13 protein-coding genes are annotated in these 23202 nt (G+C 73.4%); 7 read left to right on the forward strand and 6 right to left on the reverse strand.

The genetic code is table 11. The annotated features are described in order from the left end of the window. Positions 1-23: 23 nt before the first annotated feature. Entirely contained in the window at positions 24-818 is a 795-nt protein-coding gene (locus ABD332_RS12090) for a prenyltransferase/squalene oxidase repeat-containing protein (protein WP_344501885.1), read from the forward strand. Positions 819-827: 9 nt separating this feature from the next. On the opposite strand, the gene ABD332_RS12095 is transcribed toward ABD332_RS12090, so the two are convergent. Further along, the gene (locus ABD332_RS12095) at positions 828-3017 is read right to left on the reverse strand and encodes an Hsp70 family protein (protein WP_344501886.1); all 2190 of its coding nucleotides are present in this window, start codon (positions 3015-3017) and stop codon (positions 828-830) included. A gap of 161 nt (positions 3018-3178) precedes the next feature. Here ABD332_RS12095 and ABD332_RS12100 point away from each other — a divergent pair, with 161 nt between their 5' ends. The 4 genes from ABD332_RS12100 (at position 3179) to ABD332_RS12115 (ending at position 6756) form a co-directional block, all read left to right on the forward strand. Next, positions 3179-4444, forward strand: a complete 1266-nt coding sequence (locus tag ABD332_RS12100; protein WP_344501887.1) for a hypothetical protein — start codon at positions 3179-3181, stop codon at positions 4442-4444. Positions 4445-4539: 95 nt separating this feature from the next. Beyond that, positions 4540-5031, forward strand: coding sequence for a SigE family RNA polymerase sigma factor (locus ABD332_RS12105; RefSeq protein WP_344501888.1), 492 nt, complete (start codon positions 4540-4542; stop codon positions 5029-5031). Then, on the forward strand, positions 5024-5833 hold the full coding sequence (locus ABD332_RS12110) for a hypothetical protein (protein ID WP_344501889.1): 810 nt from the start codon (positions 5024-5026) through the stop codon (positions 5831-5833). The genes ABD332_RS12105 and ABD332_RS12110 overlap by 8 nt, the downstream gene beginning before the upstream one ends. Positions 5834-5838: 5 nt before the next feature. After that, positions 5839-6756 carry a hypothetical protein gene (locus ABD332_RS12115; RefSeq protein ID WP_344501890.1) on the forward strand — a complete coding sequence of 306 codons (918 nt, stop codon included), beginning with the start codon at positions 5839-5841 and terminating at the stop codon, positions 6754-6756. Here ABD332_RS12115 and ABD332_RS12120 read toward each other — a convergent pair. The 4 genes from ABD332_RS12120 to ABD332_RS12135 all read right to left on the reverse strand — a co-directional run bounded on the left by ABD332_RS12120 (position 6753) and on the right by ABD332_RS12135 (position 12985). After that, the gene (locus ABD332_RS12120) at positions 6753-8228 is read right to left on the reverse strand and encodes a hypothetical protein (RefSeq protein ID WP_344501891.1); all 1476 of its coding nucleotides are present in this window, start codon (positions 8226-8228) and stop codon (positions 6753-6755) included. The two genes, ABD332_RS12115 and ABD332_RS12120, sit on opposite strands and share 4 nt — an antisense overlap. A gap of 105 nt (positions 8229-8333) precedes the next feature. Next, on the reverse strand, positions 8334-9464 hold the full coding sequence (locus ABD332_RS12125; RefSeq protein WP_425552183.1) for a serine/threonine-protein kinase: 1131 nt from the start codon (positions 9462-9464) through the stop codon (positions 8334-8336). Between the two features lie 43 nt (positions 9465-9507). Beyond that, positions 9508-12183 (reverse strand): cyanophycin synthetase, encoded by a 2676-nt coding sequence (cphA, locus tag ABD332_RS12130; protein WP_344501893.1) that lies wholly within the window; start codon positions 12181-12183, stop codon positions 9508-9510. After that, positions 12173-12985, reverse strand: a complete 813-nt coding sequence (locus ABD332_RS12135; protein WP_344501894.1) for a cyanophycinase — start codon at positions 12983-12985, stop codon at positions 12173-12175. Before ABD332_RS12135 ends, cphA begins: the two co-directional genes overlap by 11 nt. A 130-nt stretch (positions 12986-13115) precedes the next feature. Between ABD332_RS12135 and ABD332_RS12140 the strand changes: the two genes are divergently transcribed. Then, positions 13116-16754 carry a family 78 glycoside hydrolase catalytic domain gene (locus tag ABD332_RS12140; protein WP_344501895.1) on the forward strand — a complete coding sequence of 1213 codons (3639 nt, stop codon included), beginning with the start codon at positions 13116-13118 and terminating at the stop codon, positions 16752-16754. A 1311-nt stretch (positions 16755-18065) separates the two neighbouring features. Here the strand turns inward: ABD332_RS12140 and ABD332_RS12145 are convergent. Beyond that, positions 18066-22481: an AAA domain-containing protein gene (locus ABD332_RS12145; RefSeq protein ID WP_344501896.1), complete on the reverse strand. Its 4416-nt coding sequence runs from the start codon at positions 22479-22481 to the stop codon at positions 18066-18068. Between the two features lie 151 nt (positions 22482-22632). Here ABD332_RS12145 and ABD332_RS12150 point away from each other — a divergent pair. Continuing rightward, positions 22633-23202 (forward strand): cellulose binding domain-containing protein (locus tag ABD332_RS12150; RefSeq protein WP_344501897.1); only part of this gene is annotated, 570 nt, incomplete at its 3' end.

Raw genomic sequence — 23202 nt, forward strand, 5'->3', positions numbered from 1 at the left:
GGGCGGGCGGTAGCGTACGGCCCATGGTCGACCTTGATGCCGCGATCGGCTACGTCGTCGCACACGGCGACGCCGTCGATCGCGCCCGCCTCGCCTGGCTGCGCACCGGCCAGTCCCCACCGGCCGACGTGCTGGAGCAGGCCGAGATCGGCCAGTCGCCCGACGGCGGCTGGCCGGCGCTGTGGGGCGCCGACGTCGCGTCCGTGGACGCCACCTGTTTCCGGCTCGGCGAGCTCGACGACCTCGGCGCCATCGACCGCCCCGCGGCCCGCCGGGCCCTGGGGTGGCTCGGCCGCAGCCAGCGGCCGGACGGCATGTGGGAAGAGGACGCGTCCCTGGCGGGCATCGCCCCGCCGTGGGCCCAGCCCGGCGACGACGAGGCGAAGCTGTACCTGACCACCAACGCCGCCTACTGGCTGGTGGTCGGCGGCCCGAACAACGGCGACGACCAGCACGCGACCCGGGTCGCCCGCGCCGCCGAGGCGTTCCGGGCGTCGCTGCGGCCCGACGGCAGCTGGCCGTCGTTCCTGGTCGCGGGCTGGCTCGGCTGCGCCGTGCTCTTCCACCTCGGCTGGTTCTACGAGTCGGCGCAGATCCAGGTGGCGCTCGCCGACCGGGTGCCGGAGATGACCCCCGCCGACACGGCGTCGCTCTACGCGGCGCTGCGGCGGGTCCGCATGTCACCGGAGGACTGGCTGCTCAGCGCGGCCCGCAAGCGCCTCAGCGAGACGCAGCGCAGCGACGGCGGCTGGGAGAGCGACGACGGCGCGCAGTTCAACGTGCACACCACCCTGACGGCGATCCGGGCGCTGCGCTGAGCCGGTGGCTCAGCCCGCGATCGTGAACTCCCAGTCGGACTTGCCGTAGGTCCTGGTCGTGATCTCGAACTGGGTGTTGGACTCGTAGGATTCCGAGCCCTGCCGGATCTGGATCACGACCTTGCCGCCCTCGTCGAGGTTGAGGTATCCGGCGTGGACGGCGGCGGTGCAGACGGACGAGGCGGTGGTGTAGGGGCCGTTGCCCCAGACCTTGCCGGCCTTGCCGCCCTTGGGGCAGGTGTACCGGATGAGCTTGCCCTCGTTGCCGTTGTACTCCTCGGCGTTGGTGTTCCAGTCGCTGTCGTCCTTCTCGGCGTTGACCTCGGTGGTGCTGTCGGTGCCGCCGCCATCGCCGCTGTCGCCGCTGCCGTCGCCGGGGGTCTCTGTCTGGCTCGCCGACTGGTCGCCCTTGCCACCGTTGTCGTCGTCGCCGCCGAGCTTGGTGAAGCCGTAGATGCCGAGGCCGACCACCAGGAGCACGACCACGGCGGCCGCGGCGAGCATCCCGGTCCGGCGCTGCCCGCCGGGCGCCGCCGCGGGTGCCTGCTGCGGCGGCTGCGGCGGGGCCGGCGTCCGTGGCGGGGTCTGCGGAGGGGTCTGTGGAGGGGTCTGCGGAGGGGTCTGCGGCGCCGGCTGTGGCGGCGTTCCGTAGGTGGCGGGCACGGCGGCCCGGCCGGGCTGCGGGCCCGCCGGCGAGTGCTGGGCCGGACCGGGCTGCGGGGCGGCCGGGGAGTGCTGCGCGGGCCCGGGCTGGGCGGCGGCGTAGCCGGACGGCGGGGTGTACCCGGAGTCCTGCCCGAACTGCGACGACGGCTGGCCGGAGGTCGGCTCGGCGGCGAACCCCGGCGACACCGGCACCGCCGACATCGGCACCCCTGACATCGGCGCTCCCGACACCGGCACGGCGGCGGAGCCGGACACCGGACCGGAGACCGGTGACGACGCGGGCGGCGCCGAGGTCGGGAACCCGGCGGACGGCGCCGGCGGGGACGCGGCCGGTGCGGACGCCGCCGCTGCCTGGAACGCGGCCGGCGGGGACGAGGTCGGGAACGTGACGGGTGGGGACGAGGTCGGGAAGGCGGCACCGGAGACCGGGGCGGAGGCCGGCTGGCCGGCCGGGCCGGGCTGGGCCGGGGCGCCGAGGCTGCCCTGCGCCACCACCATCTCGGGCTGCTCGACGGCGGTCGGGGCCGTGCCGAGGGCCTGGTGCAGCAGTGTCGCGACGAGCGGGATCCGGCTGCCGCCACCGACGAGGAAGACGCCGGCGATGTCGGCCGGGGTGAGCCCGGCGGCGGCGATGGCGGCCCGGGTCGCGGTGACCGTGGCGGCGAGGATCGGGCGGGCGAGCTGCTCGAACTGGTCGCGGCCGAGGGGGACGTCCTCGTCGTACATCGGGATATGGATCATCGTCGAGGACGTGCGCGACAGCATCTCCTTGGCGGCCCGGACGTCGTCCCAGAGCAGCCGGTTCGCGCGGCGTTCGGCGCTGGTCGTGGGGTGCACGAGCCGGCTCCAGGCGGCGGGGTCGCGGGAGGACTGGCTGGCGCCCAGGTAGCCGACGATCGCGGCGTCGATGTCGAGGCCGCCGCTGGTGCTGAGCCCCTCCGCGGCGAGGACCTCGAACGTGCCTGGGCCGTGCCGGACGACGGACGCGTCGAACGTGCCGGCGCCCAGGTCGTAGACGACGAACGCGGTGCCGGGGCGCACGTCGGTGCCTTCGAGGGTGCGGAACACCTCGGCCGCGGCGACCGGCTCCGGCACGAGCGTCACGGTGCCGAGGCCGGCGCGTTCGGCGGCGGCGAGCAGCACACCGCGGCGGGTGTGCGCCCAGGCGGCGGGGCAGGTGATGGTGACCTGGCCGATCGGGCCGCCGGCGACCCGCCGCGCCTCGCCGCCGACGCGGGCGAGCACGGCAGCGAACAGGTCGGCGGTCGGCACCTCGTGGTCGCCGAGCAGGACGGCGGGCTCGTCGATGCGCCGCTTCGGGTTGGGCTCGAAGCGCTCGGGGCTGACCCGGGCGGCGTGCACCGCGTCGCGCCCGACAAGCAGGCCCGACTGCGGGTCGGCGTACACCGCCGAGGGCAGGCTCGGCGAACCGTCGAAGAGCAGCGGCCGCACGTGCCCGTCGGGCCAGGCCAGCACCGCCGCCGTGTTCGAGGTGCCGAAGTCGATGCCCAGCCGGTAGCCTCGCGAGTCCACAGCGCCAATATACGGACCTCACACCATCGCGAGATCCTCTCAACGGTTCTGTCAACCGGCGCCGGTCAGAAAATAGTTCGGCCGAAGGTGCAACCGATCGTCGATGCCCGCGTCTGACTGATGCGCTCCGCACCCCGCGGGGCACATCACGAGGGGAATCCATGAGTCTGCATCGACTGCGACGCCTGGCCGCCACCGCGGCGGCGGTCCTGGTGGCGCCCGCCGTGGCCGGCGCCGTCCTGGCCGCCGAGCCCGCGTCCGCGGCGGGAGTGCTGGCACCGACCGTCACGGCGCTCACGACCGCGCCGGTGGTCGGCGCCACCGCCAGGTTCCGGTTCGGCACGCCCGCCGGCAGCGTGCCGGTCACCCAGTTCGTGTTCTCGCTCAGCAGCGGCCCGGGTGGCCACGTCACGGCGACCAACGGGCGGGCCACCGCCTCGGTGGTCGTCGAGCGGGCCACCAACGTCCTGTCGGTCTACGCCGTGGCCGCCGACGGCTCGGTCAGCGGCTCGACCGTCACCATCTTCAACGCGGCGTTCCCACCACCGGCCGCCGACCAGGACCTCGACAGCGACGGCAAGCCGGACCTGCTCGCCGTCGGCGGCACCCCGGGGCTCGCTCCCGGCCTGTGGCAGGCCACCGGGCGCGGGCTGCGCGGTCAGGTGCGCACCCCGGCGGTGGACATCGGCGTCAACGGCAACGGTGTCGGCACCCCCTTCACCGGCGCGCAGGTCTTCACCGGCAAGTTCAGGGGCGGGCCGTTCGAGGACGTCTTCGTGTACTACCCGGGCGGGATCAACCCGGGCAGCGGCATGATCATCGACGGCCTCGGCCGTGGTGAGCCGCTGCGCGCCGACCGGGGCTACGAGGCGACGCTGTCCGCGGGCCTGTTCGCCGACATCAACAACGACAACCCGCTGCAGCTCGTCAACGCCTACGACAGCAGCGGCAACCACCTGACCTACCCGGACCTGCTGGGCATCGTGGGCAGCCCGGCCAACGGGTACACGCTGCAGTACTACGCCTCGCAGAACGGCACCGCCAACTTCGCGTTCCCCACGCAGCTCGGGACGGCGACCCCGACCGGCGGCGGCGACTGGGAGCACTGGCGCCTCGCCTCGAAGCTGCTGCCCAGCGGCACCGCCGTCGCGCTGTGGAACCAGTCGACCGGGGCCCTGTACCTGTGGCAGGGCGTCACCTACGACCAGGAGACCGGGGCGCTCGCCTTCACGCAGTTCCGCCTGGCCGGCGCCTGGCTGCCGGGCGCGCAGCTGTCCGAGCTGCAGCTCACCGACGTGAACGCCGACGGTGTGCCCGACCTGTGGGCGGTCACCCCTGACGGGACCGTGACGGCCTACGTGATCACGAACCTCTCGGCGACCGGTCCGGCGAAACTGACCGCGAAGACCCCGCAGCACCTCGCCTGAGCCCACCTCAGCAGTCCGCCGCCGCGGGCCGGGTCAGCACGCCCCGGCCCCGCGGCGGCGGGATGTCATCCCCATCTCGACACGCGGAGCCCATCGTGACCGACCTCAACTTCGCGGACTTCTACGCCGCGACGTTCGGGCCGCTGACGGCGCAGCTCCACGCGTTCATCGGGGATCACGGCGAGGCGCAGGACGTGGTGCAGGAGGCGTTCTGCCGTGCGTACGCCCGATGGCCCGCCGTCTCGCGCTACGACAACCCGGTCAGCTGGGTGCGCCGGGTCGCCTGGAACCTGGCGATCAGCCGCTGGCGAGGGGCCCGCCGCCTGCTGAAATGGCGCCGCGACCTGCTGCCGCCGGCGGTGCCCGACCCGAGCGACGCCGACCAGGACCTGGTCCGGGCGCTCGCCGGCCTGACGGCGAACCATCGCCAGGCCGTCGTGCTGCACTACCTCGCCGGGTTCTCCGTGCGCGAGATCGCGCAGTTCACCGGGGTCGCCGAGGGCACCGTCAAGTCGTGGCTGTCCCGGGGCCGGGCGGCCCTCCAGGCGCGGCTCGGCATCGGCGACGGGGAGGTGTCGAATGCCTGACGACCTGCCCGACCAGCTGCCCGGTGACCCCCTCGCCCAGCGGTTCGCCGCCTTCCGCGAGTCGTCCTCCACGGCGACCCGGCCGCCCGGCGCCGACGCCGTGATCCGCACCGTCCACCGCCGCCAGCTCTCCCGTACGGTGGCCGCCGGCGTCGCGCTGACCCTCGCCGCGCTCGTCGCGTTCGTCCTTTGGCGGCCGACCGGACGGCCGGAGCCGGCCCGCATCCCGCCGACCACCGCCCCGAGCGCGTCCGGCTCGGCGCCGAACCCGACCACGGCGGCGACCGCCGCCCCTACGCCCACGCCCACGCTCACCGGGGGGTCGGGCAGCCCGTCCGGCACCGCGTCCACCGCGACGACCGGCTCCCCCGCCCGCTGCGGGATCCAGCCCCAGGTGCTCGGCGGCGACCCGCTGTACGTCGCGCCGGACAACTACTTCCAGCGGTGTCCGGACGCCCGCATACGGATCTACTCGGTCACCTACGAGTGGAGCGCGGCGCAGCAGCAGTACGTCCGCGCGCGCCTGACCAACCTGTACTTCACGGCGACCAGTCCGACGCTGCCCCTGCCCGAGCCCGACCTGAACCCGATCGCAAGCTCCTGCGGTTACCTGTTCTTCGTGGTGTACGCCGCCGGCGACCCTCCCTCGTCGCTGCCGGTCTCCTACACCGACGCTCCCGACATGGCCTGGCCTATGGAGCACCTCGGCAATCTGTTGCTGTGGACCGCGTCCACCCACACCTTGACCGACCAGCAGAAGGTGCCGAGCTGTCGGCGGACCTCCGGGAGTGCCACACCATGACGGCAATGCGCCGGCTGCTCATCGCGCTCCTCGCGGCCCTGGCCGCCGGCGCGCCCGCCGTCACCGTCGCCGGCCCGGCCGCGGCCGACGACCAGTACGTGCCGGGCAACGTGGTCGTCCGGGTGAGCAAGCTGCCGAAGGTCATCCTGCCCGGCACCACGATCTCCCCGACGATCGAGATCACCCAGACCACGCCGTACGAGCTGCAGTGGCTGCCCTCGCTGATGTTCTCCGTGTACGTGGACCCGATGCCGGCCGACACGGACATCAGCGCCAGGATGCAGAGCCCGGTCACGGGTGCCTGGCTGACCGCCACGCCGAGCGTCTCGCCGGGCCAGGTCGCCCTCCTCTTCGACAACACCCTGCTCTACGCCCTGCCGGTGAACGGCCGGACGACCTTCAAGTACGAGATCCACTTCGGCGCGGACGCTCCGGTCGGGTACTACTGGGCGGTGATCGGTGCGGCCATCAGGCCTCCGCCCGAGACGGGGAAGACGGTCGACACCCAGACCGCCCCCGACCCCTCCCAGCAGGTCTTCCACGTCGGTGCGCTGCCAGCGGAGGACCAGCCGACCACCGCGCCGCCGGCCCCTGGGCGCACGACCGCCCCCGGCGCGTCGCGGCAGCCCTCCGCGGGTCCCTCGCCGGCGCCCGTGCCGGCGTCCGCCCCTGTACTCGCATCGGCACCGACGGCCCTCGCGGAGCCGGCGAGTGGCGGGCTGCTGCCGCCGGCCGCTTCCCCACCTCCGCCGGAAGCCGAATCCGAGCCCGAGGCCGAGGCGCGTGTGGCCGCCGCCGGCAGCACGCCGCTCGCGGCCGGACTGGCGGTGGCGGTCGTGGCCGTCTGGATCGGGTTGATCGGCCGGCACCGGCTGCGGGTGCGCCGGCTCCGCCGGGCCGCCGGTCCCGTGCCGCCCGGCTAGTCGATCAGGCGCAGGGCGACCGTGGGGGCGTCGAGCAGGACCGAGGCGGGCTCGGAGCCGACGATCGTCTGCAGGCGGTGGTCGCCCACGATGAGCTCGACGCCGGTGTAGAGCTCGACGGAGTCCCAGCCGGTCAGCTGGTACGACTTCCGGTAGATCCGCTCGGTCTCCTCCTTGATGTCGGGGGCCGAGCGCTTCCAGATCAGGGTGCCGTTTTCACTCGTGTCGGTGACGACGGGGTGGCCGTCGCGGACCTCGAGCTTCAGGTGCTCCTTGGCGATCCAGGCGGCCGCGGCCTCGTGCAGCCACTGGCCGACGGCGATGTCGTCGGGGTCGGCGGGCTCGCGGCCGACGATCATGGGACGGTCGGCGCCGACCACGAACCGGCGCCGGGCCAGGTCCTCGACGACCACGGACACGGCAAACGCGGGCGGCCGCGGGCCGATGTCCTTGACCGCCTGGCCGTGGCGGGGGCAGGCGGGCACGCCGGCGCGCATGCGCGGGACCGGCTGGCCGATCCGGCGGAAGCGGCCGAACGCGGGGCACTCGGGCTCGCCGCACCGCCACTCGCGGGCCATCAGGGCGGCGCCGACGCCGCTGGGCTCCGCGCGGGTGAACCGCCGCCGCATCACCCGGGTGCGCCCCGCGCGCTGCGACCCGCGGGCGGTGAACGACTGCAGCCCGTCCGGCCGCCCGCCCTGCTCCTGCTTGGGTGCCGGGGCGGCCTTGTCGGCGGCGGCCTTGTCGGCGGTGGTGGCCGCGGCGGGCTTGGCCGGACGAGGCGATGGCTTGGGCGCGGGCTCCACCGGCTCCGGCGACTCGCCCTGCTCGGAAGATTCCCCCTCCGCCGATACATCCGAAATTTCGGTTTCGTCGGCGGAAAGGACGGAGGGTGCGGCCGGAGACTCCGCGTCGGCGGGCTCGAGCGGGATGATCGGCAAGGTGGCGGTGCCCTTCACGACCAGGCGTTCCTTGCCGTCCTTCGGCGGGGTGGGCTCGCCGCCGGGGGTCAGGACCGCGCCGCCGGCGCGCGGGGTCAGGCGCAGCACGCGCTCGGGGCTGTCGACGAGCCACGGGAACCGGGCGGCGAACTGCGGCTGGTCACGGACCACGATCAGGGGCAGGCCGGTGAAGTCGGCGATCTCGGCGGGCCGGTCGGCGACGACGGGCGTGACCTCGATGAGGCCGTCGTCGGCCCAGCGGCCGAGCACCATGCGCTCCTTCGAGGTGAGTGCCGCCTCGGACAGGGCCTCGCGGCCGACCACGGGGTAGAGCATGGCGCCGGCGTCGATGAGGTACCGGCTGAGCGCGTCGACGACCATCCCGAGGCGTAAGAGGTTGATGGGCCGGCCACCGTCGAGGGCCACGAACCGGGCGACGTCGGCAAGGTCGACGACGGCCTGCGCGAGCGTGACGTCGGTCGTCAGCCGTTGCTCGATGGTGTCCATGACCCGGCTGACCTCGAAGCGCACGGCCCCTCCCATCCCTCGACCCGGACACCATAGGGCATCACCGAGATCAGACTTGTGTACCAGTCGGGAAGGTTGCACGCCATAAGCAACGAAAAGGTTCAGCCACTACTTTTTCTTGCCGTTGCCGTTGCCGTTGCCGTTGTGCTTGCCCTTGGCCTTGCCGTTCTGTGCACCGGCGGGTGGCGCGCCGCCGGCGTGCTTGGCCGCGGTGTCGGCCGGGACGGCCGGATCGGCGGCCGGCACCACCGGCGGCCCGGCCGGATCGGACGGCTGCGGGTCGGTGCCGGCGACGGGCGAGGCCGCCGGGGAGCCCGGGGTCCAGGCGGCGGACGGGTCGCGGTCCTGCGCGGCGGCACCCACGGCGCCGGAGCCGAAGAGCAGGAGGGCCGCGACGGCGACGGAGACCCGCCGCCTGGCCGACCCGCCGAGCGCGACGTCGCTCAGCCGCAGGGTGGGCGCGGCGCGCCGGGCGGCGAAGCGGTGGCGGGCGCCGAGCCGACGGGTCACCGCCGGGGCGGACAGCAGCGCGGCCAGGTCGGTCGCGGAGGGCCGGTTGCCGGGCGCCTTCGCCAGGCAGCGGCGCAGCGCGTCCGCCACCCCGGCGGGCAGGGTCAGGCCCGCGGGCAGCGGCGCCGGCGGCAGCTTGCGGTGTGCGTGCAGCAGCTCGTCGGTGGTGGTGACGGGCCACGGCAGTTCGCCGGTGAGCATGCGGTACAGGACGAGGCCCAGGGCGTACACGTCGGTGGCGGGCGACGGCGGGACGCCCCGGATGCGCTCGGGCGCGAGGTAGGCGGGCGTGCCGATCAGCTGGTCGGGCTCGTTGCCGGCGATCGCGGAGACGCCGAAGTCGACGAGCTTCGGCCCGCCTGCGGTGAGCATGACGTTGGCGGGCTTGACGTCGTGGTGCACCAGGCCGCGCTCGTGGACGGCGGCGAGGGCCGAGGCGAGCTGTCCGGCGATCCGCAGCGACTCGGTGACCTCGAGCGGCCCGCCGGTGCGCACCAGCCGGTCCTCGAGGGACTCGCCCTCGACGAGCTCCATGACGACGAACGGCGCGCCGTCGGTGTCGTGGCCGAAGTCGTACACGGCGGCGATGTGCGGGTGGCTGAGGAGCGCGGCGGCGCGCGCCTCGTCCTGGATGCGGCGGCGGGACCGCGGATCCGCGGCCGCCACCAGGTGCTTGACGGCGACGGACCGGCCCAGCACCTCGTCGCGGGCCCGCCAGACGACGGACATGCCGCCCACACCGAGTTGCTCGATCAGCCGATAGCGCTCCACCTCATACAGATGCCCCGATGAGCGGAAACGACACGTGTTGATCGTGCGGGGTCTCGGCGCCGAGGGTCCGCAGGAGCGACAGGACCGGCTCGATCTTCTCGTACAGCAGCAGCACCACGTCACCGGGGCGGGCCATCGCCAGTGCGGCGGGGACGGCCTCGTCGACGGTCCGCACGACGGCGCAGGTGGCTTTCGGCGAGGTGGCGGTCAGCTCGTCGTGCAGGATCGCCGGGACCTCGCCGGGTGCCCGGCCGCGGCGGTCGCTGTCCTCGTAGATGACGACCCGGTCGAAGCGGGCGACCTCGCGCGCGGACTCGCGGAGCAGGTCGTCGCGGCGGTCGCCGGGGAGGGTGACGGCGGCGACGGCGTGGTCGGCGCCCCAGAGGCGGTCGACGAGGTCGCCGATCGCGCGGATGGCGGCGGGGTTGTGCGCGTAGTCGACGAGGACGTCGACGCCGCCGAGGTGCAGCAGCATGCCGCGGCCGGGGTTGTCGGTGAACGTGCGGAGGCGTTCGGCGACGCGGGCGGTGGCGACGCCGAGGACGCGGGCGGCGGCGGTCGCGGCGAGGGCGTTGGCGACGAGGTGGCGGGCGGCGCCGCCGAAGCCGCCGCCGAGCTCACCGACGGCGAGGATCGGGATCCAGCGGCGGTCGGCGAGCTCGACGAGCCAGCCGTCGGCGAGCAGGTACGCGCGGCCGCCGGTGTCCCAGTGCCGCCGGATCAGCGGGTTGCGCGGGTCGAGGCTGCACCAGACGATCTCGCGCTTCTCGAACCGGGTGTCTGGGTGGGCGGCGAGGCCGCGGCTGCGCGGGTCGTCGGCGTTGAGGACGACGGCGCCGCCCTCGCGGACGCGCTCGCCGATGAGGCACTTGAGGTCGACCAGTTCCTCGATGTTGTCGATGCCGTCCTGGCCGAGGTGGTCGCTGGACAGGTTGGTGATGATGCCGACGTCGCTCCAGTCGTACCCGAGACCCTGGCGCAGCATGCCGCCGCGGGCGGTCTCGAGCACGGCGGCGTCGACGGTCGGGTCGCTGAGCACGACGCGGGCGGAGCGCGGCCCGGTGGCGTCGGCGCGCTGCACGAGCCGGCCGCCGATGGCGATCCCGTCGGTGGTGGTGACGCCGACGCGCAGGCCGGCGCCGTCCAGCAGGTGCGCGGTGAGCCGGGCGACGGTGGTCTTGCCGTTCGTGCCGGTGATGGCGACGAGCGGGATCCGCGACGGGCTGCCGGCCGGGTACAGCGCCTCCACGATCGCGTCGCCGACGTCGCGGGCGGTGCCGTCGCTGGGGTCGAGGTGCATCCGCAGCCCGGGCGCGGCGTTGACCTCGATGACGCCGCCGCCCGCGAGGCTGCCGGTCGGGGGCAGCGGCTCGGCGATCGACGGCAGGCGCAGGTCGAGGCCGGCGATGTCGAGGCCGACGATCGCGGCGACCCGCCGGCACAGGTCGGCGACGGACGGGTGGACGTCGTCGGTGACGTCGACGCTGGTGCCGCCGGTGGAGAGGTTCGCGTTCTCGCGCAGCCGCACGACCTGCCCGGCGGCCGGGACCGTGTCGACGGCGACGCCCTGGCGGCGCAGCAGGGTGAGGGCGACGTCGTCGACGACGATCCGGGTCAGCGCCCGAGCGTGCCCGTCGCCGCGGCGCGGGTCCTCGTTGGCGCGGGCGATCAGGCCGGCGACGTCGGTGGCGCCGTCGCCGACGACGTGCGCGGCGACCCGTTCGGCCGCGGCGACGACCTTGCCGCCGACGGTGAGCACGCGGTAGTCGCGGCCGGTCAGCTCGCGCTCGACGACCGCGTCGTCGCCGCCGGCGGTGGCGGCCTCGTAGGCGGCGCGCAGCGCGTCGGGGGTGTCGACGCCGAGGAACACGTGCATCCCCTGGCGCCCCTGCCGGGGCTTGACGACGACGGGCGGGCCGAGCTCGGCGAAGATGTCCAGGGCCTCGGCGAGGGAGGCGGCGGCGCCGCCGGTGGGGACGGGGACGCCGGCCTCGTCGAGCAGCCGCCGGGTGAGCTCTTTGTCGGACGCGATGTCGACGCCGATCGCGGAGGTATGGTCGGTGAGTGCGGCCCACACGAGCCTGCGGTGCCGGCCGTAGCCGAGGCGCAGGAGGCTGAGCTCGCCGACCCGCTCGACCGGGATGCCGCGGGCGCGGGCGGCGTCGGCGATGGCGGCGGTGCTCGGTCCGGCTTTTTCGCGTTCGTACGTGCGGCGCAGGACCGCAAGCTCGTCCTCGACGCGCACCGGCTCGCCGTGCAGCGCCGCCAGTACACCGGCGATCGCCAGCGCGAGGAGGGCCTCGGCGACGCCGGAGTCGGGTGGCTCGTCGACCGGGCACTCGGTGACGACGTCGTATTCGCCGGGCACGCCGGTGCCCTCGGTGCGGCCGAAGTTGACGGGGCGGCCGATGCGCTGGGAAAGCTCGATCGCGACGTGCTCGGCGGTGTGCCCGAAGTAGGTGCCGCCGTGCAGGCGCTTGACGAAGCCGCCGGGCTCGCCGAACGCGCAGTGGTGCTCGGCGAGGCCGGGGAAGGCGGCCAGAAGCCGGTCGGTGAAGCCGGGGAAGTCGCTGCTCTCGCGCTCGGTCAGCCCGTCGAGCAGGACCCGGGTGACCTGGACGGGGCGCGCGAGATAGCGGTTCGGGCCGCGCAGGCGGCGGCTGCTCTCAATTCGCATGGTCAGGATCCGATCTCTTGATGGCCGCCCGCTCGGTGAGGTTGAAGCGCCAGCCCGCCGGGAGCACGTGCAGCTGGGCGCCGCACAGGGCGATCGGCCCGCCGACCTCCGACAGCGTCGCGCTGATCGTGCGGGCCTGCCCGGCGTCGATGACGGTGACGGTGCCGGCGCCGAGCACCTCGAACACATCGCCTGCGACGAGGATCGCGGTGTTCTCGTCGATGCCGAGACCGAGCTCGTGCGGGAACATCGCGACGGCGCTGAGCAGCCGGTTGAGCCGGCCGCGCTGGGCGAAGTGCATGTCGATGAGCACGCCGGGCAGGAACTCCATGCCGGGGCCGGTGCGGACGCTGTCGGTGGAGACCGACGCGATGCTGCCACCGAGGATCATGGTGCTGGACATCATGGCGGCGCCGGCGCTGGTGCCGGCGAGGATCATGCCCTCGGCGAGCCGCGCGTGCATCGCCGTGTCGACCTTGGAGCCGCCGACGACGGTGGTGATCCGCAGCTGGTCACCGCCGGTGAAGAAGACGCCGGTGGCGTGCTCGATCACGGACACGGCAAGGTCGCTGTTGCTGTCGTCGCGCTCGTCGAGGCGCAGCGGGGTGACGCGGCCGGCGCCGAGCCGGTGGAAGACGTCCGTGTACTCCTTCTCCCGCTGCTCCGGGCACTCGCTCGCGGTCGCGATCACCACGAGGTGCGCCTCGGAGCCGCCTGCGAGCAGCACGAACCGCTCGAGGATGGCGTCGTCGCCGGCGTCATGACTCTCCGCACCACCGATGACGAGCAGCTTTCCCGGCATCCCACCTCCACACTTCCCTCATCTTGCGGTTCGTCGCGGCGCTGGACGTTGCTTATTGACCAGGGTCTACGTACAGTCAGGACATCACCACTCAATGAAACGTTTCAATCCATCGAACAGGAGCACCGCCATGCGCCTGAAGAGACGCCGCGCGGGCGCCACCGCGCTCGTCCTGCTCGCCGCACTCCTCGCCGCGCCGTCGGCTCCGGCCGAGGCCGCGACCCCCGTCAGCCTCGCCGGAGCGCACTGGGTCTGGTACCCGGAGGGGAACCCGGCCAGCAGCGCCCCCGCCGCCTACCGCTACTTCCGCAAGACGTTCACCGTCGCCGCCGGCGCGGTCAGCGAGGCCCAGCTCGTCGTCACCGGCGACGACACCGTCGACGTGTGGCTCAACGGCAAGCCCGTCGCCGCCTCCCCGCGGGCCGTGGACTCGTGGAAGAACGCCGTCTACGTCGACCTGCAGTCCGCCCTGGTCAGCGGCGCCAACACCCTCGCGATCGCGGCGCGCAACACGACCGACGGGCCGGCCGGCCTGATCGGCAAGGTGCACGTCGTCACCGCCGGCGGCACCACCGACCTCGTCACCGACGGCAGCTGGAAAGCGTTCCAGACCGTGCCGACCGACTGGGAGCAGCCCGGCTTCGCCGACGGCGGCTGGCCCGCCGCGACCGACCTCGGCGCCTACGGCATCGGCCCATGGAACTCGAACGTCGTCGCGCCCGACCCCGACGCGCCCTCCCCGCTGAGCGTCGCGAGCGGCACGGTCGAGCACCGCGCCAACCCGCTCGGCGTCGACGCCGCGCAGCCGCGCTTCGGCTGGAAGCTCACCTCGACCGCCGTGCAGCAGCGCCAGGCCGCCTACGAGCTGTCGGTCGACGGCGTGTGGAACAGCGGCCGGGTCGCGTCCGGCCAGCAGGTCGACGTCGTCTACACCGGCCCGGCCCTGCAGTCGATGCGGCGCTACACGTGGAAGGTCCGCGTCTGGGACACCCAGGGCCGGGTCAGCGCGTGGAGCCCCACCTGGTCGTTCGAAACCGGCCTGCGCGCGCCCGCGACCGAGTGGACCGGCGACTTCATCGGGCAGGCGGCCGTCACCGCCGACCTGTCCGGCGCGACCTGGATCTGGTACCCCGAGGGTGACCCCGCGGCCGGGGTGCCGGCGGCGACCCGCTACTTCCGGCGCACGTTCACCCTCGCCTCCGTCCCCGCCACCGCCACCCTCGTGGTCACCGGCGACGACACCGCCGACGTTTGGGTCAACGGCGTCCAGGTCAGCACCTCGCCGCGGGTGTACCAGTCCTGGCAGCAGGCGTCCGCCGTCGACATCCGGAGCCGGCTCGTCGCCGGTACCAACACCATCGCGATCGCGTCGGAGAACACCACCCAATCGCCGGCAGGCATGATCGCCAAGCTCACCGGCGCCTCGCTCGTCACCGACGCGTCATGGAAGGCGTCCACCACCGCCCCTGCGGGCTGGAACGCCGGCGGGTTCAACGACAGCTCCTGGCCCGCGGCGCGCGCCGTGGCCACCTACGGCACCGGCCCCTGGGCCTCGAACGTCTCGATCGCGAAGGCCGCGCCGCTGCTGCGCAAGGGCTTCACGGTGAGCAAGCCCGTCGCGTCCGCGCGGCTGCTGACCACCGCGCTCGGCCTGCACGAGACCCGGCTCAACGGCGCCCGCGTCGGCACCGACGTGCTCGCCCCCGGCTGGACCGACTACACGAAGCGCGTCCAGTACAAGGTGTACGACGTCACCGGCCAGATCCGGCAGGGCACGAACGCGCTCGGCGCCTGGCTCGGCAACGGCTGGTACTCCGGCAGCCTGGGCTTCGCCGGCAGCCAGAAGTACGGCACGCAGCCCTGGTACTCGGCGCAGCTCGTGCTGGTCTTCACCGACGGCACGACTTCGATGGTGCGGACCGACAACACGTGGAAGGTGCTCAGCGGCCCGATCCGCGCCGACGACCTGTACCACGGCGAGACGTACGACGCCCGGCTTGCTGTGGCTAATTGGGATAATTCCGGCTTCGACGACTCCTCGTGGTCCTCTGCGGTCGTCCGCTCCGGCGCCAAGCCCAACCTCGTCTCGCAGGTCGACAACGGCGTCCGGGTGCAGCAGGAGTTCCGGCCCGTCTCGGTCACGCAGCCGTCGCCCGGCGTGTGGATCTTCGACATGGGCCAGAACTTCACCGGCTGGAGCCGCATCTCCGTCACCGGCCCGGCCGGCACCACCGTCCAGATCCGGCACGCCGAGGTGCTCACCGGCGGCCAGCTCTACACGACCAACCTGCGCGCCGCCCAGGCGACGGACCGCTTCACGCTCGCCGGCACCGGCGGCGCGGAGGTCTACGAGCCACGCTTCACGGTGCACGGCTACCGCTACGTCGAGCTGACCGGCCTCCCGGCCGGCTTCACCCCGACCGCGGACACCGTCACCGGCCGCGCCGCGTGGACCGCCGGCGCCCAGCTCGGCACCCTCACCACCTCCAACGCCCTGGTCAACCAGCTGCAGCACAACATCCTCTGGGGCGAGCGCTCCAACATGCTCTCCATCCCCACCGACTGCCCGCAGCGCGACGAACGGCTCGGCTGGACCGGCGACATCGCGATCTTCGCCGCCACCTCGACCTTCAACGTCGACGTCCAGGGCTTCCTCGACAAGTTCTCCGACGACCTGGTCGACGCCCAGCGCTCCGACGGCGCCTTCACCGACGTCGCCCCCGCCGTCTGCTGCGGCGCCGGCACCGCCGGCTGGGGCGACGCGGGCGTCATCGTCCCCTACACCCTCTGGCAACGCCACGGCGACATCCGCGTCGTCGACGAGCACTTCGACGCGATGGCCCGCTGGGTCGACTACCTGCGCGCCACCTCGGGCAGTGACCTGATCCGCAACCAGCCCACCTACGGCGACTGGCTCAACGTCAACGACAACACCGCCCAGGACGTCATATCCACGGCGTTCTTCGCCTGGTCCGCCCGCCTGGTCTCGCGCATGGCCTATGCGACGGGCCGCACGGCGCAGGGCAACTCCTACGGCGCACTGGCCGACCAGGTCGGGGCCGCCTTCACCTCCCGTTTCGTCGCCGCCGACGGGACCGTCTCCGGCAACACCCAGACCGGCTACACCCTCGCGCTGGCCTTCGGCCTGGTCCCGCCCTCGCGGGTCGCCTCCCTGGCTTCCCGGTTGGTCACCAAGGTCGCCGCTTCCGGCGGGCACCTGTCCGTCGGCTTCCTCGGCGTCGAGAACCTCCTGCCGGTCCTGGCCAACACGGGCCACGCGGACACGGCGTACCAGATCCTGCTCCAGCCCGGCTTCCCCGGCTGGGGTTACATGAACAGCCGCGGCGCCACCACGATCTGGGAGCGCTGGGACGGCATCCGCACCGACGGCTCCTTCCAGGACCCAGGCATGAACTCCTTCAACCACTACGGCCTGGGCTCCGTCGGCGACTTCCTGTACCGCCAGGTCGGCGGCCTGGGCCCGGCCTCCCCCGGCTACGCGTCGCTGCTCATCGCCCCCCAGCCCGGCGGCGGCCTCACCTCCGCCAAGTCCTCCTACGAGACCCCGTACGGCCTGGCCGTCAGCGACTGGTCCATCTCCGCCGGCACCCTCACCCTGCGGGTGACGATCCCGGCCGGCACCTCGGCGACGGTCCGCGTCCCCACCTCCGCACCGGGCTCGATCCTGGCCCCCGGCCAGGCCGTCCCCTCGGGCACGGGCACGTTCCTGCTGCCCGCCGGCTCCTACACCTTCACCGCCCCCGCGTAGTCACCTGTCCCGGCTCCGGCTGCACTGCATCGTGCAGCCGGAGCCCTTCCTCGCTGCCGAGTCCGCCCACCCGCGACCGTCACCGAAACCCCGACCCGCCACCTGCCACCCGCCGCCCCCGGCACAGACATTGATCAATGCCCCGAAAAGCCCCTTTTCCAGATAGACATCGCGCGATCCACATACATTTGGATCTCTGATTTGCGGGCAGATCGCGCACCGTCGATTGCACAAAAGCCACGAACCAGTGCATTGACCAACGTTTGTCAAAGGCTTGCTCGCCGACACCGCCCGGCCGATCGGGGACCAATCCGCGGCCCTCGCCGTGAGCTGGAGGTGTCGACCCGCACCGTCCTGCGCTCGCGACGGCACCAGACCTGCACTCCCAACCAGACACCCCAACCCGCCGACCACCGCAACAAGGCCGGGTCCAGGAGAGCCACCTGCACACCCCTCGCAGGCACTGGCCAATACCCGCCGCACGCCTTCCGGTCAGACATCAGGCGAAAGCCACGAACCAGGGCATTGACCAACGTCGGCCGGGGCGGCGGTCGACCCGCCCGCTGTCGCTGTCGCCGCTACGCCACCTGCTGCTGCAGCACCAGACCTGCACACCAGAACCAGACACTTCAACCCGCCGACCACCGGAACGAGGCCGAGTCCAGAGCCACCTACACCCCTCGCAGACACTGACCAATGCCCGCAGCACGCCTTCCGGTCAGACATCGGGCGAAAGCCACAAACAAGGGTATTGACCAACGTCTGCCCAGGCGGCGACCGACCGGCCGCTCGTCGTCGTCACCGACTGGCCTCTGCGCAACCTGCCGCTGCAGCGCCAGACCTGCACACCCCAACCAACCAGACAGTCCAAACCGCCGACCACCGGAACGAGGGCCGAGTCCGGGAAAGCCACCCACACCGCCCCCACACAGACGCTGACCAATGCCCGCCACACACCTCTCCAGTCAGACATCGAGCGAAAGCCACGAACCAGGCCATTGACCAACGTCTGCCCAGGCGGCGTCCGACCTGTCTACTCGTCGCTACCGCCGACTGGGCCGATGAGGGATCTAGCCAGTACAGCGTCAGGGCGGCGTTCCCCGCACCGTAGAAGTCCACGCCTGCGGGCCGGCAGAGGTGATCCCGGAGGCGGTCAGCCGGGCTCAGGGTGCCGCGGCAGGGCACAGGTGTCGTCCGTCTGGTGCTGCCGGCACGCCCACGACAACACCGGTTCCGATGGGTCGGCTCAGCGTCGGGGGCGGGTTTGCGCATCGTGGGAAGCGTGCGGGGCGGCCGACGTGCCCGGGGTGGTCAGTCGGTTTCGGGGCGCTGCGGTAAGAAGCGGGTCTCGTCGGGGTCGGCGGGGACGATGGGTAGCGCCGTCGTCCGGTCCGCGTCCGGTGGAACGGGGGTGGTGGAGGTGGCGCGGGACTCGTGCAGGGCTTCGGTGAGGGCGGCGTTGATGCGGGTGCCGCCGCGTTTGAAGCCGAGCTCGCGGCGGGCCTCCTCCAGGACCTCCTCCTCGGTGCGCAGGAGGGTGTCGGACTCGATCCAGGAGACCAGCGCGACCAGCGCCGCCCGCGGGTACTCGGTGATCGGGCGGCCGGGGGTGATGTCGGGGCGGGGCAGGGTGCGGGGGGAAGAGGCCGCGGCGGGGGACGGTGCGAGCGGGAAGTTGAGGACGATCGTCGGCTCGTTGAAGCGGCGGGCGTCGGCGGCGGCGAGGGCCTCGTCGTACGCGGCGCGGGTCCTGGCGGTCTCGGCGGCGGGGTCGGCGACCCAGTCGGAGGACCAGATGCGGTGGTACCGCCAGCCGAGGCGCTCCAGCTGCTCCTGCCGGAGGCGGTCGCGGTCGCGGGCGGTGCTCGCCGAGTGGTAGGTGGCGCCGTCGGTCTCGATGGCGAGGATGAGCTCCTCGGGGTTGGCGGGGTGGGCGCAGGCGAAGTCGATGAAGGCGCCCGCGACACCGAAGCGGGCGGTGACCGGGATGCCGGCCGCGGTGAGGCGGTTGAGGACGTCGGTCTCGAAGGCGTCGGGGGCCGCGGAAGGGGCCGCGACGCCGCCGAGGGACGTGCCGCCCGAGGCGGCGTACTCGAGATAGGCGCGGAGCAGGCGCACGCCCTCGGAGGTGCTGCGGGCCGGGTCCATGTCGGCGGCGGTGAAGGAGCTGACCAGGGTCATCCGGCGGCGGGCGCGGGTGACCGCCACGTTGAGCCGCCGCTCGCCGCCGGGGAGCAGGAGCGGGCCGAAGCGGTACGGCAGCTGCCCGGAGGCGTTCTTGCCATAGCCGATGGAGAGGATGATCGCGTCGCGCTCGTCGCCCTGGACGCGTTCGAGGTTCTTGACGAAGAAGGGCTCGGCGGCGGACTCGGCGAAGAACGGGTGCAGGTCGGGGCGGGCGGACAGGGCCTTGCGCAGCGCGAGGTCGATGCGGTCGGCGTGGGTGATGCCCATCGTGATGACGCCGAGGGACTGCGACGGGCGCAGCTGGGCGTGCTGCAGCGCCAGCTCGACGACCCGGTCCACCTCGGCGGTCACGCTGTCTGCGTCACCGGAAGCGCCGGCCGGGTCGAAGGGCACGTGCACGTGCTGCACGGAGCCGGCGCCGGCCGTGCCCGGAAACGTGACGAGCGAGCGCTCGTAGATGTGGGCGTTGGAGAAGCCGATGAGCCGGTCGTCCTGGCTGCGGTAGTGCCAGCGCAGCAGGTACGCGGGCAGCAGCGCCGTCAGCACGTCCAGGATCGACTCGTAGCCGGAGGTGAGCGACAGGTCGATCGAGCCGTCGGCCCGGACGCCGAGGGGGTCGGCCCCGCCGTCCTCGGCCGCGGTGAAGAACGACGTGGGCGGCAGCTGGTGCTCGTCGCCGGCGACGACGACCTGCCGGGCGCGCAGCAGCGCGGGGACCGCGTCGGCGGGCGTGACCTGGCTGGCCTCGTCGAACACGACGACATCGAACAGGTCCGCCGCGGCGGGCAGCAGCTGCGACACGACCAGCGGGCTCATCGCCCAGCAGGGGCGCAGCGCGGTCAGCATGTGCGGGGCGGTCGCGAAGAGCTGGCGGATCGGCAGGTGCCGGCGCTTCAGGTTGGCCTGGTGCTCGACGAGGCGGCTCTCGTCGGGGTACTGGTCGCGGGTGCGCGTGATGTGCTCGGCGACGGCCCGCAGGACGCGGCTCGCGGTCGCGTCGATGTGCTGGTGGTCCGCGGCGCGGAACTCCGCGACGGTTCGGGTGTGCCGCTCCCCGTCGAACGCGCCGATGCGGTCGTCGGTGAACCCGAGGTGCTGCAGGATCGACGCGTGCCAGCAGGCGTCGAAGACGGCCGCGGCGAGGTCGGCGTCGGCGCGACGGCCGCCGAGGTCGGCGACGAGCTGGTCGAGGCCGAGCGCGGTGAACCCGGCGCCCAGCTCGTTGAGGCGCGGGACGCGGCGCAGCGTGCGCTCGTCGCCTGCCAGCCCGGTCAGCACGGCGCCGAGCCGGTCCAGGTCCATCGCGGTGAGCCCGAGGTGCGGCACGTGCCGCTGCAGCTGCCCGACCTGCTCGTCGAGCTCGTGAAAGGCTGCCCGCGCCCGCGCATACTCCGTGGGCAGCTGCGGCCGGCCGCCGCCGTTCGCAAAAGCCGCGCGCTGCGCCAGTGCCGTGGACAGGCCCGTGAAGAGCTGCTGCCGGCTGGGGCTGCCGGGGCCGCGCCACAGCTGGGCGGCCTGCTTGCGCATGCGGCGGCGGGTGAGCCAGCCCGCGTCGGTGCCGGGCTGGCCGGCGTGCTCGCGGCGCCAGGCGGCGTCGGCGGCCGACGCGATGTGGGTGGCGAGGTCGACGCGGAACACGTCCTCGTGGAACTGGGTCAGGGTCGCGGCGACCCCGTCGAGGAACCCGAACAGCTGCCGCCAGCCGGCCAGGTCGGCGGGCGGGCGCAGGCCGGTCTGCTCCTGGACGTGGCGCAGCGCGGGGCGGGCCGCGGGCAGGGTGCGCTCGGCGAGCCGCTCGACCAGCCCGAACGCCGCCTCGGCGTCGGCGGGGGTCCGCACGGCCGCCCCGGCCCAGCCGGACTGCTGCCCGGTGAGGGTGAAGCCGCCGAGCGCGGCGAAGTCGCGCAGCTGCTCCCGGACGCGCCGGGCGGTGCCGGCGTCCAGCGCGGCGAGCGTCTGCCCGCGCAGCCGCACCGCCGTCATCGGCCGCCCCGCGGCGGTCAGCGCGAGGATGGCGGTCTGCGACTGGAATGCGCTGATCCCCCACGGCTCGCGGACCTGGTGCAGCGCCTCGTCGTGCCCGTTGAGCTGGGCGCGCTTCGTGATCAGGGTCTCGTGCAGGACGCTGAGGTCGGGCTGGGCGATCCGGGCGGCCGAGTCGAACGCGGCCTTGAGGTCGGCGGCGACCTTGCGCCGCGAGGTGGTGCCGTCGTGGACGTCCATGACGAGGCTGCCGAGCCCGCGCCGGGCGAGCCGGTCGGTGACGGCGGTGATCGCGGCCCGCTTCTCCGCCACGAACAGCACCCGCTTGCCGCGCGCGACCAGCGACGCGATCAGGTTGGCGATGGTCTGGCTCTTGCCCGTGCCGGGCGGCCCCTTGATCACGCTGTGCTGGCCGGACAGGACGGCGTTGATCGCGTAGTTCTGCGAGGAGTCGGCGTCCAGGACCAGGAACTCGTCGTCGGGGGCGATCAGGTCGGGGTCGTCGAGCTGGACCGCGCCGGTCGCGTGCAGCCGCCGCTGCGCCTCGCCGTCGCCGGCGATCGCGGCGATGATCTCGTGGCCTTCGAGCGCCTCGGCGGCGACCCGCAGGTCGTTGACCATCGGCAGCTTCGCGTAGGAGAACGTGCCGAGCACGCACCGCGGCCCGATCGTGAACCCGCGGACCCGCCCGGACGCCTCCTTCACCAGCCGCTCATACAGCGGCTGCGGGTCGAAGCCGGCGGTGTAGCTGATCAGCTCCTCCAGCTCGTCGGCGTCGACCTGGACGCCGAACTCCTCCTCCAGCAGCTGCAGCAGGGTCGGGTTGACCTCGGTGTCGCCGTGGACGCTGAGCTCGAAGTCGTCCTCGGCGGCGCCACGGGCGCGCAGCTGGGCGGAGCGCAGCAGGACCGGCGCCGCGGGCACGCCGCTGCCGGCCGCCGGGGTCCAGGTCGCCGAGCCGATCGCCACGAAACACGTCTCGATGCCGCGCTCCTCGGCCAGCTCACGGGCCTTGTTCCTGATCGTGCGAGCCCGCTTCACCGCCGCCGCGTGCGTCAGCACCGGCCCGTCGTCGGGTCCGCCGGCCGGGGACTCGCCGGCAGAGAGCCCAGCAGCCGAGGACTCGGCAACCGCAGCCTCGCCGGCCGAGGACTCGGCAGCCGGAGGCTCGACGGATTCCATCGCTGCTTCGGGTTCAGGAGGCGTCGCCGGTACGGAGGCCCGCCCGATCGCCGGACGCCCGTCGTCGACCAGACGGGACGCGCCGGGGTCGGGCGCGGCGACGGGCGGCTCCCCGGCATCGAGCGCCGTGTCGGCAGGGGCAGGGGCCGAAGCGGACCGCTTGCCGCCGGTGCGGGGGAACAGCTGGGTGAGCGACATGGTGCGCCCGCCGAGCAGCGCGGAGACCGCGACGGGGTCGGCGGCGGACAGGTCGAGCGTGCCGGAGCGCAGGTCCTTGTAATACAGCAGTGTGTTACGTCCGCCCAGGTCGATGAGCTGCGAGCGCCACCGCCGGGCGGCCTCCTGCACGAGCGTCGCCCGCGACCGACCATCCACGACGCGAGCGTAACGGCCGGGTACGACACTCTGCACGAGATCAAGAACAGGTAATTGACCAACATCTTTACTGTTAACAAACCTTCGCGTAGTGTCCGCGCTAGGGCGCCCTACATCCCCCATCTCGACCCGACTCCGAGGCAGGTCTGCAATGAGACTGCGAATCGGGGTGATCGCGGCTGCCCTGGCAACGGCCGCGGCCACCGTCATCACCGTCGCCGCGACGCCGGCGTCCGCCGCGGCCGCCACCGCGGCCTTCGTCCAAACCTCCACCTGGGGTTCCGGCTACGAGGCCAAGTACACGATCACCAACGGCACGAGCAGCACGATCAACGGCTGGACGGTCGCGTTCGACCTGCCCAGCGGCACCTCGGTCAGCTCGTCGTGGGACTCCAACCGGACCGGCACCTCCGGTCACGTGACCTTCACGAACTCCTGGAACGGCACGATCGCCCCCGGCGGCACGGCCAGCTTCGGGTTCATCGCCGCCGGCAGCGGCACCCCGACCAACTGCACGCTCAACGGCGCCTCGTGCGGGGGCGGCACGACCCCGACCACGCCGGCCGGGACCCCTGGCGTGCCGGGCAACTTCCAGGTGACCGCGACCACGAACACCAGCTTCACCCTCGCCTGGAACGCCTCGACCGGCACCGTCACCGGCTACCGCGTCTACGAGGGCAGCACCGTGCGGGCCACCGTCACCGGCACCTCCACCACCGTG

Origin of the sequence: Dactylosporangium maewongense (assembly GCF_039531485.1) — a bacterium.
GTDB lineage: Bacteria > Actinomycetota > Actinomycetes > Mycobacteriales > Micromonosporaceae > Dactylosporangium > Dactylosporangium maewongense.